The 15,120-nt window shown below is 73.1% G+C and carries 18 protein-coding genes; 8 read left to right on the forward strand and 10 right to left on the reverse strand.

Features of this window, described 5'->3' with window-relative positions; all coding sequences use genetic code 11:
• Positions 1-32 precede the first annotated feature (32 nt).
• The gene (locus tag AB0I41_RS29815) at positions 33-914 is read left to right on the forward strand and encodes an EamA family transporter (protein WP_357113920.1); all 882 of its coding nucleotides are present in this window, start codon (positions 33-35) and stop codon (positions 912-914) included.
• Here AB0I41_RS29815 and AB0I41_RS29820 read toward each other — a convergent pair.
• Positions 907-1,398, reverse strand: coding sequence for an NUDIX domain-containing protein (locus tag AB0I41_RS29820; RefSeq protein WP_357113921.1), 492 nt, complete (start codon positions 1,396-1,398; stop codon positions 907-909). The two genes, AB0I41_RS29815 and AB0I41_RS29820, sit on opposite strands and share 8 nt — an antisense overlap.
• A gap of 101 nt (positions 1,399-1,499) precedes the next feature.
• Here AB0I41_RS29820 and AB0I41_RS29825 point away from each other — a divergent pair, with 101 nt between their 5' ends.
• Complete coding sequence (locus tag AB0I41_RS29825) at positions 1,500-3,134, forward strand: fatty acid--CoA ligase (protein WP_357113935.1); 1,635 nt, start codon at positions 1,500-1,502, stop codon at positions 3,132-3,134.
• 180 nt (positions 3,135-3,314) lie between these two features.
• Here the strand turns inward: AB0I41_RS29825 and AB0I41_RS29830 are convergent, their stop codons facing one another.
• From AB0I41_RS29830 to AB0I41_RS29845, 4 genes are all read right to left on the reverse strand, one after another.
• Positions 3,315-4,328, reverse strand: coding sequence for an NADPH:quinone reductase (locus AB0I41_RS29830; RefSeq protein WP_357113922.1), 1,014 nt, complete (start codon positions 4,326-4,328; stop codon positions 3,315-3,317).
• A 179-nt stretch (positions 4,329-4,507) separates the two neighbouring features.
• Positions 4,508-5,164, reverse strand: a complete 657-nt coding sequence (locus AB0I41_RS29835) for an HAD family phosphatase (RefSeq protein ID WP_357113923.1) — start codon at positions 5,162-5,164, stop codon at positions 4,508-4,510.
• Positions 5,165-5,200: 36 nt separating this feature from the next.
• Positions 5,201-6,025, reverse strand: a complete 825-nt coding sequence (locus AB0I41_RS29840) for a hypothetical protein (RefSeq protein ID WP_357113936.1) — start codon at positions 6,023-6,025, stop codon at positions 5,201-5,203.
• 143 nt (positions 6,026-6,168) lie between these two features.
• Positions 6,169-6,807 (reverse strand): FKBP-type peptidyl-prolyl cis-trans isomerase, encoded by a 639-nt coding sequence (locus AB0I41_RS29845; RefSeq protein WP_357113924.1) that lies wholly within the window; start codon positions 6,805-6,807, stop codon positions 6,169-6,171.
• 189 nt (positions 6,808-6,996) lie between these two features.
• On the opposite strand from AB0I41_RS29845, the gene AB0I41_RS29850 reads away from it, so the two are divergent.
• On the forward strand, positions 6,997-7,389 hold the full coding sequence (locus AB0I41_RS29850) for a PPOX class F420-dependent oxidoreductase (RefSeq protein WP_357113925.1): 393 nt from the start codon (positions 6,997-6,999) through the stop codon (positions 7,387-7,389).
• 49 nt (positions 7,390-7,438) lie between these two features.
• Here the strand turns inward: AB0I41_RS29850 and AB0I41_RS29855 are convergent, their stop codons facing one another.
• A complete protein-coding gene (locus tag AB0I41_RS29855; RefSeq protein ID WP_357113926.1) occupies positions 7,439-8,461 on the reverse strand; it encodes a Ku protein in 1,023 nt (340 codons plus the stop codon).
• A gap of 85 nt (positions 8,462-8,546) precedes the next feature.
• Here AB0I41_RS29855 and ligD (AB0I41_RS29860) point away from each other — a divergent pair, with 85 nt between their 5' ends.
• The 3 genes from ligD (AB0I41_RS29860) (at position 8,547) to AB0I41_RS29870 (ending at position 11,341) form a co-directional block, all read left to right on the forward strand.
• Positions 8,547-9,488, forward strand: coding sequence for a non-homologous end-joining DNA ligase (ligD, locus tag AB0I41_RS29860; protein WP_357113927.1), 942 nt, complete (start codon positions 8,547-8,549; stop codon positions 9,486-9,488).
• A complete protein-coding gene (gene ligD / locus AB0I41_RS29865) occupies positions 9,478-10,389 on the forward strand; it encodes a non-homologous end-joining DNA ligase (protein WP_357113928.1) in 912 nt (303 codons plus the stop codon). The genes ligD (AB0I41_RS29860) and ligD (AB0I41_RS29865) overlap by 11 nt, the downstream gene beginning before the upstream one ends.
• Positions 10,390-10,582: 193 nt before the next feature.
• Entirely contained in the window at positions 10,583-11,341 is a 759-nt protein-coding gene (locus tag AB0I41_RS29870) for a TIGR03089 family protein (RefSeq protein ID WP_357113929.1), read from the forward strand.
• 52 nt (positions 11,342-11,393) lie between these two features.
• On the opposite strand, the gene AB0I41_RS29875 is transcribed toward AB0I41_RS29870, so the two are convergent.
• The gene (locus tag AB0I41_RS29875; RefSeq protein WP_357113930.1) at positions 11,394-11,831 is read right to left on the reverse strand and encodes a VOC family protein; all 438 of its coding nucleotides are present in this window, start codon (positions 11,829-11,831) and stop codon (positions 11,394-11,396) included.
• Between the two features lies 1 nt (position 11,832).
• On the reverse strand, positions 11,833-12,417 hold the full coding sequence (locus tag AB0I41_RS29880; RefSeq protein ID WP_357113931.1) for a DinB family protein: 585 nt from the start codon (positions 12,415-12,417) through the stop codon (positions 11,833-11,835).
• 61 nt (positions 12,418-12,478) lie between these two features.
• Between AB0I41_RS29880 and AB0I41_RS29885 the strand changes: the two genes are divergently transcribed.
• Positions 12,479-13,438 (forward strand): YafY family protein, encoded by a 960-nt coding sequence (locus tag AB0I41_RS29885; RefSeq protein ID WP_357113932.1) that lies wholly within the window; start codon positions 12,479-12,481, stop codon positions 13,436-13,438.
• 162 nt (positions 13,439-13,600) lie between these two features.
• Here AB0I41_RS29885 and AB0I41_RS29890 read toward each other — a convergent pair whose 3' ends face one another.
• Complete coding sequence (locus tag AB0I41_RS29890) at positions 13,601-13,867, reverse strand: hypothetical protein (protein ID WP_357113933.1); 267 nt, start codon at positions 13,865-13,867, stop codon at positions 13,601-13,603.
• Positions 13,864-14,130: a DivIVA domain-containing protein gene (locus AB0I41_RS29895; protein ID WP_357113937.1), complete on the reverse strand. Its 267-nt coding sequence runs from the start codon at positions 14,128-14,130 to the stop codon at positions 13,864-13,866. The genes AB0I41_RS29890 and AB0I41_RS29895 overlap by 4 nt, the downstream gene beginning before the upstream one ends.
• A 426-nt stretch (positions 14,131-14,556) precedes the next feature.
• Here AB0I41_RS29895 and AB0I41_RS29900 point away from each other — a divergent pair, with 426 nt between their 5' ends.
• Positions 14,557-14,766, forward strand: coding sequence for a winged helix-turn-helix domain-containing protein (locus AB0I41_RS29900; protein ID WP_357113934.1), 210 nt, complete (start codon positions 14,557-14,559; stop codon positions 14,764-14,766).
• The last annotated feature ends 354 nt before the right edge of the window (positions 14,767-15,120 follow it).

Consider the following 15,120-nt stretch of genomic DNA (forward strand, 5'->3'; position numbering starts at 1 on the left):
CGTGAACGGTGCGCGGCCGTTCTACTGGGGGCATGGCTCCCACCCGTACCGGCGCGGCGATGGCCGTCGCGGCGATGATGTTCGTCCAGCTCGGCCTGGCCGCCTCGGTCTCCCTCTTCGACGAGGTGGGGCCCGAGGGGGCCGCCTGGCTGCGGCTGGCCTGGGCCGGCGTGCTGCTGGCCGTCCTGGTCCGCCCCCGCCCGTCCGGCTTCACCCGGCGCGCCCTGCTGGCCTGCGTCGCGCTCGGCGTGGTGACCGCCGGGGTCACCATCCTGTTCATGGCCGCGGTGGCCCGACTGCCGCTGGGCACGGCGAGCGCGCTGGAGTTCCTCGGCCCGCTCGGCGTGGCGGTGGCCCGGGGGCGGGGCGGGACGAAGCTCTGGCCGGCGCTGGCCGCCGTGGGCGTGCTGCTGCTCACCGAGCCGTGGCGGGGCGGGGCGGACCTGGTGGGCGTCGGCTTCGCCCTGGCCGCGGGCGCCTGCTGGGCGGCGTACATCCTGCTCACCCAGCGGGTGGGCGACGAGGTCTCCGGCGTCCGGGGGCTCGCGGTGTCGATGCCGGTGGCCGCCGTGGTCGCCACCGTCGTCGTCGGGCCGGCCGTCCTCGGGGATCTCACCTGGCGGGTGCTGCTGGCCGGGCTGGGGCTGGCCGTGCTCCTGCCCGTGGTGCCGTTCGTGCTGGAGCTGTTGGCCCTGCGCCGGCTCACCACCGCGGCCTTCGGCACGCTGATGAGCCTGGAACCGGCGATCGCGCTGGTCATCGGCCTGGTCGCGCTGCACCAGGTGCCGGGCGTCGGGGCGGTGGCCGGGATCGCCTTCGTGGTGGCCGCCGGCATCGGCGCGGAACGCGCCGGCGCGCGGTCCGAGCCGGTCGCGGCGCGCCGGCCCGAGCCGGCCGCGGTCGGGACTACTTGAGGATCAGCCGGTTGGTCTGCTCGAAGACGTCGAGGTCGGCGATGGTCTCCGGCACCGAGGCCGACAGCGGCGAGGGGAACGCGTCGCGGGGGAAGAAGCCGGCGTCGGTGGTCTCGTCGGTGACCCGGACCAGGTCGCCGTCCCAGTCCTCGACCCGGAACGCGGTAGTGAAGATCTGGTACGTGTGGCCGTACATGTTGGTGTGGGTGCGGTCCGGGCCGGTGTAGAGGGCGAAGGCGCCGACCCGCAGCGCACGCAGGCCGGTCTCCTCGCGGACCTCGCGTACCGCGCAGTCGGCGATCGACTCGCCCAGCTCCATCGCGCCCGCCGGCAGCGCCCAGTGGCCGTTGTCGGAGCGCTGGATCAGCAGCACCCGCCCCGCGTTGTCACGAACCACGGCGCGGGCCCCGACGAACATCAGCGTCCGGTCACCGGCCAGGGCGCGCAGCTGCCCCACGTACGAGTCGGCCCACGAGATGCTCACCCTCGACAATCTACGCAGCTACCCCGGGGCTCCTCCGGCGTTCCGGGGGTTCCCAACCTGTGACCGGCGACACTAGCTTGTTACCCATGCGTAGCACGATGATGGACGCCCCCCTCCAGGTCTCCCGGATCCTCGAACACGGCTCCACCGTGCACGGCGCGGCCGAGGTCGTCACGTGGACCGGCGCCGAACCCCGCCGGATGTCGTACGCCGAGGTCGGCCGCACCGCCGCCCGGCTGGCCCACGCCCTGCGCGACGAGTGCGGGGTGACCGGCGACGAACGGGTCGCCACCTTCATGTGGAACAACAACGAGCACCTGGTGGCGTACTTCGCGGTACCCAGCATGGGCGCGGTGCTGCACACCCTGAACATCCGGCTCTTCCCGGACCAGGTCGCCTACATCGCCAACCACGCCGAGGACCGGGTGGTGCTGGTCGACGGGACGCTGATCCCGCTGCTGGCCCGGGTGATCGGCGAGATGACCACGGTGCGGCACGTGGTGGTGGTCGGCGGCGGCGACCCGGCCCCGCTGGTCGCGGCGGCCGGCGACCGGATCACCCTGCACCGCTGGGACGAGCTGCTGGCCGGCCGTCCCGACAGCTACCCGTGGCCGGAGGTGGACGAGCGGGAGGCCGCCGCCCTCTGCTACACCTCCGGGACCACCGGCAATCCCAAGGGGGTGGCCTACTCGCACCGCTCGATCTACCTGCACTCGTTGCAGGTCTGTATGCCAGAGGGCTTCGGCCTCGGGCCGGTCGACCGGGAGCTGGCCATCGTGCCGATGTTCCACGCGATGTCCTGGGGTCTGCCGTACGCGGCCTTCCTCTCCGGCGCCTCGCTGGTCATGCCGGACCGCTTCCTCCAGGCCGCGCCGATCGCCGAGATGATCGCCGCCGAGCGGCCGACCCTGGCCGGCGCGGTGCCGACGATCTGGAACGACCTGCTGGCCTACCTGGACAGCCACGACGTGGACACCTCCTCGATGCAGGAGGTGATCGTCGGCGGCTCGGCCTGCCCGCCCGCGCTGATGCACGCGTTCGCCGAGCGGCACGGCATCGACGTGATCCACGCCTGGGGGATGACCGAGATGTCGCCGCTGGGCTCGGTGGCCCGGCCCCCGGCCGGGGCCACCGGCGACGACGCCTGGCGCTACCGCTACACCCAGGGCCGGGTCCCGGCCGGGGTCGCCGCGCGGATCGTCGGCCCGCTGGGCGAGCCGCTGCCCGCCGACGGGACGTCCGTCGGCGAGCTGGAGGTCCGGGGGCCCTGGGTGACCGCCCGGTACGTCGGCGACGAGACCCCGGACGAGGAGAAGTTCCGCGACGGCTGGTTGCGTACCGGGGACGTGGGCACGCTCTCGCCGGACGGCTACATCGTCCTCACCGACCGCGCCAAGGACGTGATCAAGTCGGGTGGGGAGTGGATCTCCTCGGTGGAGCTGGAGAACGCGCTGATGGCCCACCCGGACGTGCAGGAGGCCTGCGTCGTGGGGGTGCCCGATCCGCGCTGGGACGAGCGTCCGCTGGCCACCGTGGTGGTCCGCGAGGGCGCCTCGGTGACCGCGGAGGAGCTGCGGGCGTTCCTGGCGAAGTCGGTGGCGCACTGGCAGCTGCCCGAGCGGTGGGCGTTCATCGACGCGGTGCCGAAGACCAGCGTCGGCAAGTTCGACAAGAAGGTGGTCCGGTCCCGGTACGCCGACGGCGGGCTGGAGGTCCGGGAGCTGACCGGACCGTAACGTTTTCCGGCGCCCTGTCGCCGGAAGGGGTAGGGACGTTCTCCTGAGGCATCCCTCCCCAGAGGCGGCCCCGGCGTTCGCACCGCGCCGGGGCCGCCCGTTTTTGCGGGGCGACCCGCACCGTCATTGTCGCGAAACGTGCTCACCTCTGTCCGGGTGATTGCGAAATAGCCTCACAAACTACTCCTCGGCGGTGCTGACCAGCACCTTCCCGACCACCGAGTCCTCCACCGCCTGGTGGGCGGCGGCGGTCTCGGCCAGCGGGTAGCGGTGCAGCGGCAGGCCGACCTCCTCACCCACCCGTACGCCGCCCCGGGTCACCGCCGCCGTCACGTCGGTGACCGCCTGCGCCTTGGCCGCCTTGGGCTCGGTGTAGACCAGCACGAACTGCCAGCGGGCGTTCGGCACCATGAGCGGCCGGATCGGCAGGGTCACCTCGGCCCCGCCGTCGTCGGCGTAGACGCAGACCGCGCCCCCGGGGCGGAGCAGCTGGACGTCGGTGGCGGCATTGCGCGCGGCGGACACCTCGACGATCGTGTGCACCCCGTCGGGCGCGATCTTGCGGACCTCCTTGACCACGTCCTGTTCCCGGTAGTTGACCACGAAGGACGCCCCGGCCGCCGCCGCGAGCTGCGCCTTCTCCGGGCTGCTCACCGTGGTGACCACGCAGGCGTCCGCCCAGCGCGCGAGCTGGATCGCCGCGTTGCCCACCGCCCCCGCCCCGCCCTGCACCAGCACCACGTGGCCGCTGAGCGCGCCGACGTGCAGCGAGTCCGGCATGTACTCCCCGGCGGTCAGGCAGCGGTGCGCGGTGAGGAACGGGATGCCGAGGCAGGCGCCCAGGTCGAAGGAGGCGGAGCCGAGGCGTACCGCCTGGCGGACCGGGACCACGGTGTACTCGGCGGCGGTGCCCCAGGGGCGCTGCCAGGCCGCCTCCCAGATCCACACCCGCTCGCCGATCAGGCCCTGGTCGACGCCCTCGCCGACCGCCTCGACCACCCCGGCGCCGTCCTGGCCGGGGGTCTGCCAGCCGGCCGGCAGCGGCCACTGCCGGCGCGCCTTCCAGTCCGTCGGGTTCACCCCGGAGACGGCCATCCGGACCAGCACCTCGCCGCGCCCGGGCTCCGGCACCGGCCGGTCGACCAGTTTCAGCACCGAGGGGTCGCCGGTGTGCTCGTACACGATCGCCTTCATCCCCGTCTCCCTCCGACAGTCGCTCCCCATCTTCGCCGATCCCGCCCGCGCCGGGGGCGGCGTCGGCGGTGGCGACGGTGACGGCGACGTGCTGGCGCGCGACGCCTCGGCCAGGGACCTGCACCCGTACCGGGGCAACGTCTCGGGTGATTTCCAACCCGGGCCGCCCGCGTGGCGGATCAGCCGAGCCCGTCCACCACGTCCGGGGTGAGGTCGTGTACCGACGGCAGCACCACGGCGGCGAGCGCCCGGGCGTCCGGGTCCAGCGGGTACGACCCGTGCGGGATCGCCACCACCCGCATGCCGGCGGCGGCCGCGGAGCGTACCCCGTTGGAGGAGTCCTCCACCGCGACGCAGCGGGCCGGGTCGATGCCGAGCCGGTCGGCGACGGCCAGGTAGATGTCCGGCGCGGGCTTGCCGCGCGGGGTCTCCTCGGTGGAGAGCGTGACCCGGAAGGCGCCGGCGAGGTCCGCGGCGGCCAGCGCCGCGGCGATCAGCCGGGTCGGCGACGAGCTGGCCAGCCCCAGCGGCCACCGCCCGGCCAGCCGGCGCACGACCCGGTCGGCGTCGTCGATCAGCGGTACGCGCCGCGCGTACCGCCGGGTCATCTCCTCCACCACCTCGGTGGCGACCTGCCCGGCGTCGCGGTCGACGCCCAGCTCGCCGCTGAGGTGGTCGGCCCACTCCCCGGTGCTCATCCCCATCAGCCGGCGCTGGGTGTCCGGCCGCCAGGTGCCCCCGTGCGCGGCCACGTACGCCCGCCGGACCTCCTCCCAGACCGGCTCGGAGTCCACGATCACGCCGTCGAGGTCGAACACCACCGCATCCACCGTCACCCGCCCATCCTCCCCGACCCGGTTCGGGGCGGGGCGTCAGCTCCGCAGGGCGGGCAGGCCGATGGGGCTGTTCTCCGGGATCACCGTGTGGCAGGCGCGGGCCATCGGTTCGAGCAGTTCGCGGAGGCGGTCGGTGCGGTCCGGGCCGAGCGCCCGCCAGGGACGGGCGGCGGCGAGGTCGGTGGCGTCCTCGACGGCCTGGAAACCGGCCCGGCCGACGTCGGTCGGCTCACCGTCGGAGCCGAGCCAGCCGCGCTCGGCCAGCCGGCCCCGCGCCGCGTGCCACTGCTCCTCGGACCAGCCCCGGCCGAGCAGGTTCTGCAGGGGCATGTCCACCGCGACCCGCCAGGCGAGCGTCTCCACCGGATCGAGATCGGCCGCGACGAGGGCGGCGACGTGCCCGTCGCCCCGGTGTTCGCGCAGCGTGGTGGCCGCCTGCCAGAGCCGGGCCAGGGGATATTCACCGCGCGGCAGGGCGGCGTTGGCCGCCCCGAGCACCCGGCCGGCGGGTTCGACGGCCCCGGCCGCCTCCTCCAGCAGCTCCGCCGCCTCGGCCAGGTGCGCCTCGGGCAGCTCGTAGGTGAGCTCGGCCAGGGCCTGCACGGCGCCGGTGAGCCGGGCCCGCAGCGCCTCCTGCGGGGTGGCCAGCCGCCAGACCGCCGGCAGCGCCCGGGTCACCATCGGCGGGGCGAAGTTGAAGAACGCCGCGATCACCGGGGCGGCCTCGGTGGGCCCGAGCGGGGCGGCCCGGCCGGCGAAGTAGCCCCGCCAGTAGCCGCGCAGCCCGACCGCCTCGTACGCGGCGCGGGCGCGCGGATGGAAGTAGGTGACCGCGTGTACGGGTTCGACGTGCGTCCACATCAGCCGGGCGGTCCGCCCGGGGTCGTCCAGCGCCGGCACGCGCACCTCCGCGATGGTGAGGGGTCACCGTGACGCGGCGGCAACCGCCCACGGTGACCCCGAACCTACTGCGCGTAGGTGACAACCGGGAAGACCCCTGTGGGCTACTGCACCGCCAGCACGTCGACGACGAAGCGCAGCGGGCCGGACGGCGCGCCCGGGCGCTGCGGCTTGTCGCCGTACGCGAGGTCGGCCGGGATGTCCAGCTGCACCCGGCTGCCCACGGTCTGCCCCTGCAGGCCCTGGTCCCAGCCCGGGATCACGTTGCCCTGGCCGAGCCCGAAGGAGAACGGCTCGGACCGCTTCCAGGAGGCGTCGAACTCCTCGCCCGTCCGGTACGACACACCGACGTAGTTGACCGTGATCTGCTGGCCGTTCTGGGCGGCGGCGCCGTTGCCCCGGATCAGCGGGGTGGCCTTCAGTGCGGTCAGCTCGCCCTCGCCCTTGCCGGCCTGCGGCTTGGTGCAGAGCGCCTGGTCGGCGCCCTCGGGCAGGGTGGGGAAGCCGCCCGGGCAGCCGGCGGGCGCGGCGGCCGGCTTCGGCTTCTCGTCGCCGCCCCGGGTGACCACGAAGACCCCGACGATCACCGCGATGACGGCGAGGCCGGCGAGCGCCCCCAGCCAGGCCTGCCGGCGCTTCTTCGCCTCGGCGGCCTTCTGCGCCGCCAGCTGGGCGGCCAGCCGCCGCTGCGCCTTCGTCTCCGGGCCCTGGCCCGCCGACCGGTTCTGCGTACGCTCGCTCACGTCCTCGACTCCCTGCTGATGTGGGTGACCGGCCCGTCGACCCGGTGCCGTGGCCAGCGCACACGGTACCCGGATCGATGCCGTCGGGGTCCCCGCGCCCGCCCGCTCTCCCACCCGCTGTCCCGGCGGCTCACCGTCATCCCGGTTCGTCCGGGTGCCGGCGCCCGTCCGGCGGTAGGTTCTAGGACCATGGCGATCCTCACCGACGAAGACCTGGCCCTGCTCTCCGAGCCCCAGTTGGCCCACGTGGCCACCGTCGAGGCCGACGGCACCCCGCACGTCACCCCGGTCTGGGTGGACACCGACGGCGAGCACATCGTGTTCAACACCACGAAGGGGCGGCGGAAGTACAACAACATCGAACACAACCCGGCGGTGGCGGTCTCGGTGGTCGACAAGGCCGACGACTTCCGCACGCTGTGGGTGAAGGGCACCGCCGAGCTGGTCACCGAGGGTGCCGACGAGCACATCGACCGGCTGGCCAAGAAGTACCTCGGGCAGGACACCTACCCGTTCCGGCAGCCGGGCGAGGAGCGGGTGATCGTCCGGGTCACCCCCACCCACAAGCTCGGCCGCGGCTGACCGTCCCGAATTTTCCGGCGTACGGCGGCGGAGGCCCCCGGCCCGGCGTTCAGGCGGTCTTGCGGGGCGCGGCCTTCTTCTCGGCCGCCTTCTTCGCCGGCGCCTTCGCGGCCTTCTTCTCCGCGGTCTTCCTGGCGGCGGCCTTCTTCGCCGGCTCGGCCTTCTTGGCGGCGGCCTTCTTCTCCGCCGCCTTCTTCGCCGGGGCCGCCTTCTTCGCCGCCTTCGCCGCCTTCTGCGCGGATCGGGCCGCGGAGATCGGCGTCGGCTCGCCCGCCCCGGCGGCCGGCTCCTCGCCCCGGGCCGCCCGGGCCCGGTCGACGGAGGCCTTCAGCGCGGCCATCAGGTCCACCGCGGCGGCCGGCGCGGCCTCCACCTCCTCCGGCTGCACCACCTCGCGGCCCTCGATCTTGGCGTCGATGACCTCCTGCAACGCCGCCCGGTAGTCGTCGGTGAAGGCGTCCGGCTGGAACTCGCCGGCCATCGAGTCGATCAGCGAGCTGGCCATGGCCAGCTCCGGGGGACGGACCTTCAGGTCCTCGCCCAGGAAGCCGAAGTCGGGGGTGCGCACCTCGTCCGGCCAGAGCATGGTGTTGAGCAGCAGCACGCCCTCGCGGACCCGCAGGGTGGCCAGCTGCTCGCGCTGGCGCAGCGCCACCTTGACGATCGCCACCCGCTCGGAGTCGGCGAGCGCGTCCCGCAGCAGCACGTACGGCTTGGTCGCCGCGCCCTCCGGCTCCAGGAAGTACGCCTTGTTGTAGAGGATCGGGTCGACCTGCTCGGCGGGGACGAACTCCAGCACGTCGATCGCGCGCGAGCTGGTCAGCGGCAGCTCGGCGAAGTCCTCGTCGGTCAGGATCACCATCTCGCCGCCGCCGAGGTCGTACCCCTTGGCGATGTCGTCGTAGGTGACCTCCTCGCCGCAGACCGAGCAGGTGCGCTTGTAGCGGATCCGGCCGCCGTCGTCGCGGTGCACCTGGTGGAAGCGGATGTCCTTCTCCTCGGTGGCCGAGTAGAGCTTCACCCCGATCGACACCAGCCCGAACGACACCGCTCCTTTCCAGATCGCCCGCATGCCGTGCTCCTCTCCCCGGTTCTGCCCAGGATGGCAAACGATCGAACGGGGCGCACGCTCTTCGCTGCGCAACTACAGTCGAAAGGTGCCCGGCGCGCCGCTGAAGCCGATGCTCGCGATGACCGGGCCGCTCCCGGTGGGTGACGGCTGGGCGTTCGAGTTCAAGTGGGACGGGGTCCGGGCGCTGGCCGACATCACCGGCGGCCGCCAGCGCCTGTACGCCCGCAGCGGCGTGGAGATCACCGTCGCGTACCCCGAGTTGATCACCCTGGCCGAGCAGGTCGAGGATGCGCTGCTCGACGGCGAGGTGGTGCTGCTGAACCAGACCGGGCAGCCCTCGTTCACGGCGCTGGCCGAGCGGATGCACGTCCGGGACCGGGCGAAGGCGGCCCGGCTCGCGGCGGCGGCCCCGGTGACGTACATGATCTTCGACCTGTTGCGGCTGCGCGGCGACGACCTGACCGGCCGCTCCTACCGGGAGCGGCGGGCGGCCCTGGATGCGCTCGGGCTCGGCGCGGCCCGGTGGGCGGTGCCCCCGGCCTTCCCCGACGGCGCGGCCACCTACGAGGCGGCCGGCGAGCACGGGCTGGAGGGGGTGATGGCCAAGCGGGTCGGCTCGGTCTACCGGCCCGGCGTGCGCTCGCCCGACTGGTTGAAGGTCAAGCTGGAGGTGACCGGCGACTTCATCATCGGCGGCTGGCGGCCCGGCGCCCGGAAGATCGGCGGGCTGCTGGTGGGGGTGCCCCGGCCGGACGGGCGGCTCACCTACCGGGGACGGGTGGGCGGCGGGATCGGCGCGGCGCTGGAGCGGGAGCTGCTGCGCGAGCTGGAGCCGCTACGCGGACCGGAGTCGCCGTTCGCCGGTGACGTGCCCCGCGAGGATGCCCGGGGCGCGATCTGGGTAACCCCCCGGGTCGTGGTGGAGGTGAAGTACGGCCAGCGCACCCCCGACGGGCGGCTGCGGTTCCCCCGGGTGCTGCGGCTGCGGCCGGACAAGCCACCGGAGGAGGTCGACGATGCCGGCTGAGCGGTTCCGGGTGGAGGTCGAGGGGCGGACGCTGGAGCTGTCCAACCTGGACAAGGTGCTCTATCCCGAAGCCGGGTTCACCAAGGGCGAGGTGATCGACTACTACACCCGGATCGCCCCGGTGCTGCTGCCGCACCTGGCCGACCGCGCGCTGACGAGGATCCGCTTCCCCAACGGGGTCACCGGCGGCTCGTTCTTCGAAAAGAACGCCCCGGCCGCGACCCCCGACTGGGTACGCACCGAGACGCTGCCCGCCCCGGGGTCGAGCAAGGGTCGGGAGACCATCGACTACGTGGTCGCCGACGACCTGCCCACCCTGGTCTGGCTGGCCAACCTCGCCGCGCTGGAGCTGCACACGCCGCAGTGGAAGATCGGCACGCACCCGGACATGATGGTGGTCGACCTGGACCCAGGCGCGCCGGCGGCGCTGCGGCAGTGCTGCCAGGTGGCGCTGCTGATGCGCGACCGGCTGGCTGTCGACGGCATCGAGTCCTATCCGAAGACGTCGGGCAAGAAGGGCATGCAGCTCTGCTGCCCGATCGCGGGCACCCAGTCCTCCGACCTCGTCTCCGACTACGCCCGGCGGATCGCGCAGGAACTGGAGCGGGCGCACCCGAAGCTGGTGGTGTCGAAGATGGCCAAGACCCTGCGGCCGGGAAAGGTCTTCATCGACTGGAGCCAGAACAACGCGGCGAAGACGACGGTGGCGCCGTATTCGCTGCGGGCCCAGTCCGTGCCGTCGGCGTCGACCCCGCTGACCTGGGACGAGGTGGAGGCCGGGGCGGCCGGGAAGCGCCCGGCGACGAAGCCGTACACGGCGACCGAGGTGCTCAAGCGGGTGGATAAGTCCGGCGACCTGCTCGCCCCGCTGCTGGAGGGCGGCCCGGAACTGCCGGGCTGAGCACCCTGGTTACATACGAACTGACGAACTGACGATCTGCACGACCGCCGACAACAGTTGCCCTTTCGACTGCCCCGTTTCAGAGCGGATGTGGCCGCGGGTGTATTCGGCCCGGCGTGGCGGCCGGGCCTTCGACGGCTCGCCGGTCCCGCTCCATCGGTAGGGTGAGTCGTCGCCACGAGGAGGACGCCAGATGGACACCGTCCAGGACCCGGTCGTGTGGGGGCGAGCCGCGATGGACGACGGCGGCCCGCCGCTGCTGACGTACCACGACGGGGTGGCCGGCGAGCGGACCGCGCTGACCGCGCAGCAGCTCGGCGGCTGGGCGGCGCGCTGCGCCGGCCTGCTGCGCGACGGCTGCGGGCTGGGGCCGGGCAGCCGGGTCGCGGTGCTGCTGCCGCCGCACTGGCGTACCGCCGCAGTGCTGCTCGGCGCCTGGTCGGTCGGGATGGCGGTGTCGTTCCGGCCGCGGGCCACCGCCGGGCTGCCCGTCCTCGAACCGGGCGGCGACCGGCCGTACGACGCGGTGTTCGTGACCCCGGAACGCCTCGACGACTGGCTGGAGGACGTACCCGAGGGGACGCACCGCTACCTCGTCGGCACCGGGCCCGAGTCGCTGACCGACGTCCCGGTGGGTTGGCTCGACTGGTCCACCGAGGTGCTCCGGCACACCGACACGACGCCCGACTACACCGCCATCCGCCCGTCGGACCCGGCCAGCCCGGACGGCACCACCTACGGTGAGTGGGGGAGCGTCGCCCGGGCCCTCGCCGACCAGCTCGACCTGCGCGCCGGCGACCGGCTGCTGGTCGACGCCGCCGAGCACGAGCAGCCGCTGAAATGGCTGCTCGCTCCGCTGAGCATCGGCGCGTCCGTGGTGCTCTGCGCCAACCTCGACCCCGCGCGGCGGGACGCGCTGGTCGCCGCCGAGCGGGTCACCCGGGTCCTCTGAGGTCTTTCGTCAGTGTCGTTGGCGGCGGCGCTCGGCCCCGCCGCGCGGCTGATCAGTCGAGGCAGAACTCGTTGCCTTCGGGGTCGGCCATCACGATGTGACCGGCGCCGAGCGGGGGAGCGGGCTCGTAGCGCCGGAGCCGGGTGGCGCCGTGGGAGACGAGCCGTTCGGACTCCGCCTCCAGGGCCGCCATCCGCGTGTCGCCCTCGAGCCCGGGGGCGGCTCGCACATCGAGGTGCACGGGGTTCTTGGCCTGCTTGCGCTCCGGCACCCGCTGGAAGAACAGCCGCGGTCTGGAGCCCTCGGGGTCGATCACCGCCGAGGCGTCGTTGCGGCTCTCGGGTGGCACGCCCATTGCTTCCAGTGCCTGCTCCCAGGACTCGAAGCCCTGGGGCGGGTCCTGCAGCTGGTAGCCGAGGGCCTCGGCCCAGAACGCCGCCAGCCCGGCCGGGTCGGCGCAGTCGAAAGTGATCTGGACGTCGCGGGCCATCTCAGTTCGCCTCCCGTCGGGTCTGCTGGTGGGTGTGTAGGTGGAGGTCGCGGAGCAGGCACACCTCGGCCAGGTGGTGGATGAGCTCGCGGTTGATGTGCAGCACCAGCGCTGCCAGAGGAAGCTCGGCGTATGGTCCCTCCGCCTCCCCGCATGGGCGGGCGAGGCTGGTTTCGCCGAGGGACTCGACCCCGGCCAGCCACGTGGCGTACTCCGTGTCGAGTTGGGCCAGCGCCGCGACCGCGGTCGGGGCGTACTCGAACGACTGGTAGTCGGTGGGCGTGCGACCGAAGTGCGCGGCGTTGCGCATCGCGAGCACGCCGACGATCACGTGCCCGAGTCGCCAGGCGATCGTCGTGAACGGTGGCGGGTCGATCTCCGGCATCGCGAAGTCGATGGTCATCGCGCCGGACCCGGCCTGCACCGGTGCGGTGCCGGTGCCGCGTGGGCGTACGTTCCAGCAGTCGGGCGTGGGCTCCCAGAAGTATTCGTCGTCGGTGAGTCCGTCGAGGCGAGCGCGGAGCTGGTTGGTCCAGTGCCAGGCGAGCTGGTCTCGGAGCAGGGGGTTCCAGGTCTGGTCGGTCATGGTTGCAGCCTTCCGCATATAGCGGACAGGATCGGTCCGTGATCTGTGGAACGATGGGCGTGTGACCGTCGAGGCGACGACCGGGCGGGTGCTGCGGTTGCTGGGGCTGCTGCAGCGGCGGCCGTCCTGGACCGCCGCCGAGCTCGCCGCCGAGCTGGGGGTCACCGACCGGTCGGTGCGCCGCGACGTGGAGCGGCTGCGCGCGCTCGGCTACCCCGTGCACGCGACGGCGGGCGTCGGCGGCGGCTACCAGCTCGGCGCGGGCACCCGGCTGCCGCCGCTGCTCCTCGACGACGAGGAGGCGATCGCGGTGGCGGTTTCCCTGCGGCTGGCGTCGGGGGGCACGGTCGCCGGGGCGGGCGAGGCGGCACTGCGGGCGCTCGCGAAGCTCGACCAGGTGATGCCACCCCGGCTGCGCGCCGAGGTGCGGGCGGTGCATGGCGCCACCGAGACCCTTGTCGGCCCCGGGGTCGAGATCGATGCGGAGCTGCTGGTGACGCTCGCGCGGGCCTGTCGCGACACCGTGCGGGTGCGGTTCCGGTACGCCGGCCGCGACGGCGGAGAGCGCGAGCGCACGGTCGAGCCGGTGCGAATGGTCACCACCGGCCGCCGCTGGTACCTGATGGCCTGGGACGTCGACCGCGACGACTGGCGCACCTTCCGGCTGGACCGGATGCGCGAGGTGGTGGCGACGACCTGGCGTTTCCGGGCGAGGGAGCATCCGGACCCGGTCGGCTACGTGCAGCGGTCCGTGACCGAGGCACCGTACCGGTATCTCGCCCGGGTGCGGGTGCACGCCCGGCCCGACCAGGTGCGGGAGCTGGTGCCGCCCCAGGTGGGGCGCGTCGAGGACGATCGCGACGGGTGGTGCGTGCTCGTCGTCGGCGGGGACAACCTGGACTGGCTCGCCGCGCAGCTGGCCCGGCTGGGCTTCGAGGCGGAGGTGCTGGAGCCTCCGGAGCTGCGGGAGACCGCCGCCCTGCTCGCCCGCCGCCTCGCGGCGATGGCCGGGACCGGCTGACGCACCCGGTCAGTCCCTGCTCGGCACCGTGCCCGGCTGGTCGAGCATCCGCTGCAACGCCACCGGCGCCTCGCGTTCGGTGAGCCACCCGGGCGATGGGTGATGTCCGCGCGGGCTTTCACTGACGGCGGGCTGCACGAAGAGGGCACCGCCCGGCCGCCCTCACCGCCGGCTGAGCCACGGCGCGCGCCGCGAGCAGGGCGCGGTGTGGTCGATCGGCAGCGCACATCGTGCGCCGCCGGGCAGCAGCCGGTCGCAGAAGACCCAGTGGCGTACACCCTGCTGGTCCTCGGCCGAGACGGTCACCCCGCCCGGCTCGACGCGTGCGCTGAGCCGGGCCAGCACCCGGGCGGCGGTCCGGGCGAAGATCCGGGCCCGGAGCAGGTCGGGCGCGGTGATCGGCAGGTGGATCACCCAGCGCCCGCTCATCGGTAGTGGTGGTTCGCCGACTGGGCGCTCTGCCACGCGCGCAGGGCGTTCTTGATCCGTACGTTCTCCTCCTGCACCGCGACCAGCGCGGTCTGCGCAACGGTGAGTTCGTCGGCCACCCGGTGCAGGAAGGCGCGGATCTCGACGGGGTCGAGGCCGCGCCGGCGGACGTTGAAGCACCGGTCGCGGATCTGCCAGGGCCGGAGGGGAAGCCGGCCGTGGGCTTCTTCCATTGGACGTCGTTCCTCGCGTCGGCTCACCAGCCGGCGGAGCAGGTTGCGCACGGGGGACCGCCCTTCGTCGGGTTCGCGTCGAGGTGGAAGGGGCGGTCTCCGCCGGTTGCGGTCGACGGAGACCGCCCCGCCCTGCCACCGCAGCCTCAATCGGCGGTACGGCAGCAGGGCCGCGCCGGGGGAGCGCGCGGGAGTGAGGTCTCGGCGGCGATGCGAGACCGGTACGAGAGGCGCCAACCGACCGCAGCAGCACCGCATCACCGACGGTGACGCTACCGATGCGGCATCACCTACGTCAAGTACCGCCCTATCCTCTTCTACTGAACCATCACCACTAGCAGCTATGTCACCACGGTCACCTCTTTCAGCGGATGCATTGCCTACTTCGAGGGTGTGGATCAATACTGGGTGGGCCAACCGACTGCAAGGGGCCACATCGTGCCTATCCCGCCCACAATGGACGAGTTGCTAGACGACCTGCGAAGCAAGATCAAGGATGGAACGTATCCACCGGGCAGCCAGTTGCCCGCAGGTCGCGCGCTCGCCGACTCCTACGACGTCTCGCACTCGACCATCCAGCGCGCCATCGCCACCTTGCGCGAGCAGGGTGTGCTGGTCGGCCGCCCGGGCCGTGGCGTCTTCGTCGCGGAATCCAGCCGGCGCTGACCCGCGCTGGCCGGCCGTGAGCTGGTCCACGGCCGGTCGGCACGCAGCGGTTCTGGCCTTGGGACTGGAAGATCAAAACCTCAGTCGGCCAGCGCTCCCGAGATCTGAACGGGAACAACGCGGCGTTCGGCTGCGCTGCTGATCTTCCTCCTGTAAGGCTCACTCATGGCGCTGGCCGTGCGATCGTGCCACGCATCTATGGGAGCCAGCGCCAAGCATGTCCGTGAAAGGACGCGACGGGTTGCCGGCGAAAGTGGTTCAAAGTTTCTGTACGTCTTCAAGTGCGCCACGAGGCGCGGGTTTTCCGGTTGGAGGTGCAAGACCTTCGATGCCCGGGCCATCGTAGTGGCCTGG

The organism is Micromonospora sp. NPDC050200, assembly GCF_040656135.1.
Classification (GTDB): domain Bacteria; phylum Actinomycetota; class Actinomycetes; order Mycobacteriales; family Micromonosporaceae; genus Micromonospora.

Excerpts from the sequence above, each read along its gene's own strand:
- AB0I41_RS29870 (WP_357113929.1), top strand. The coding sequence starts at position 10,583 with ATGGACACCGTCCAGGACCCGGTCGTGTGGGGGCGAGCCGCGATGGAC.
- AB0I41_RS29815 (WP_357113920.1), top strand. The coding sequence starts at position 33 with ATGGCTCCCACCCGTACCGGCGCGGCGATGGCCGTCGCGGCGATGATG.
- AB0I41_RS29875 (WP_357113930.1), bottom strand. The coding sequence starts at position 11,831 with ATGGCCCGCGACGTCCAGATCACTTTCGACTGCGCCGACCCGGCCGGG.
- AB0I41_RS29890 (WP_357113933.1), bottom strand. The coding sequence starts at position 13,867 with ATGAGCGGGCGCTGGGTGATCCACCTGCCGATCACCGCGCCCGACCTG.
- AB0I41_RS29830 (WP_357113922.1), bottom strand. The coding sequence starts at position 4,328 with ATGAAGGCGATCGTGTACGAGCACACCGGCGACCCCTCGGTGCTGAAA.
- AB0I41_RS29825 (WP_357113935.1), top strand. The coding sequence starts at position 1,500 with ATGGACGCCCCCCTCCAGGTCTCCCGGATCCTCGAACACGGCTCCACC.
- AB0I41_RS29900 (WP_357113934.1), top strand. The coding sequence starts at position 14,557 with ATGGACGAGTTGCTAGACGACCTGCGAAGCAAGATCAAGGATGGAACG.
- ligD (WP_357113928.1), top strand. The coding sequence starts at position 9,478 with ATGCCGGCTGAGCGGTTCCGGGTGGAGGTCGAGGGGCGGACGCTGGAG.
- AB0I41_RS29855 (WP_357113926.1), bottom strand. The coding sequence starts at position 8,461 with ATGCGGGCGATCTGGAAAGGAGCGGTGTCGTTCGGGCTGGTGTCGATC.
- AB0I41_RS29840 (WP_357113936.1), bottom strand. The coding sequence starts at position 6,025 with ATGTGGACGCACGTCGAACCCGTACACGCGGTCACCTACTTCCATCCG.
- AB0I41_RS29850 (WP_357113925.1), top strand. The coding sequence starts at position 6,997 with ATGGCGATCCTCACCGACGAAGACCTGGCCCTGCTCTCCGAGCCCCAG.
- AB0I41_RS29880 (WP_357113931.1), bottom strand. The coding sequence starts at position 12,417 with ATGACCGACCAGACCTGGAACCCCCTGCTCCGAGACCAGCTCGCCTGG.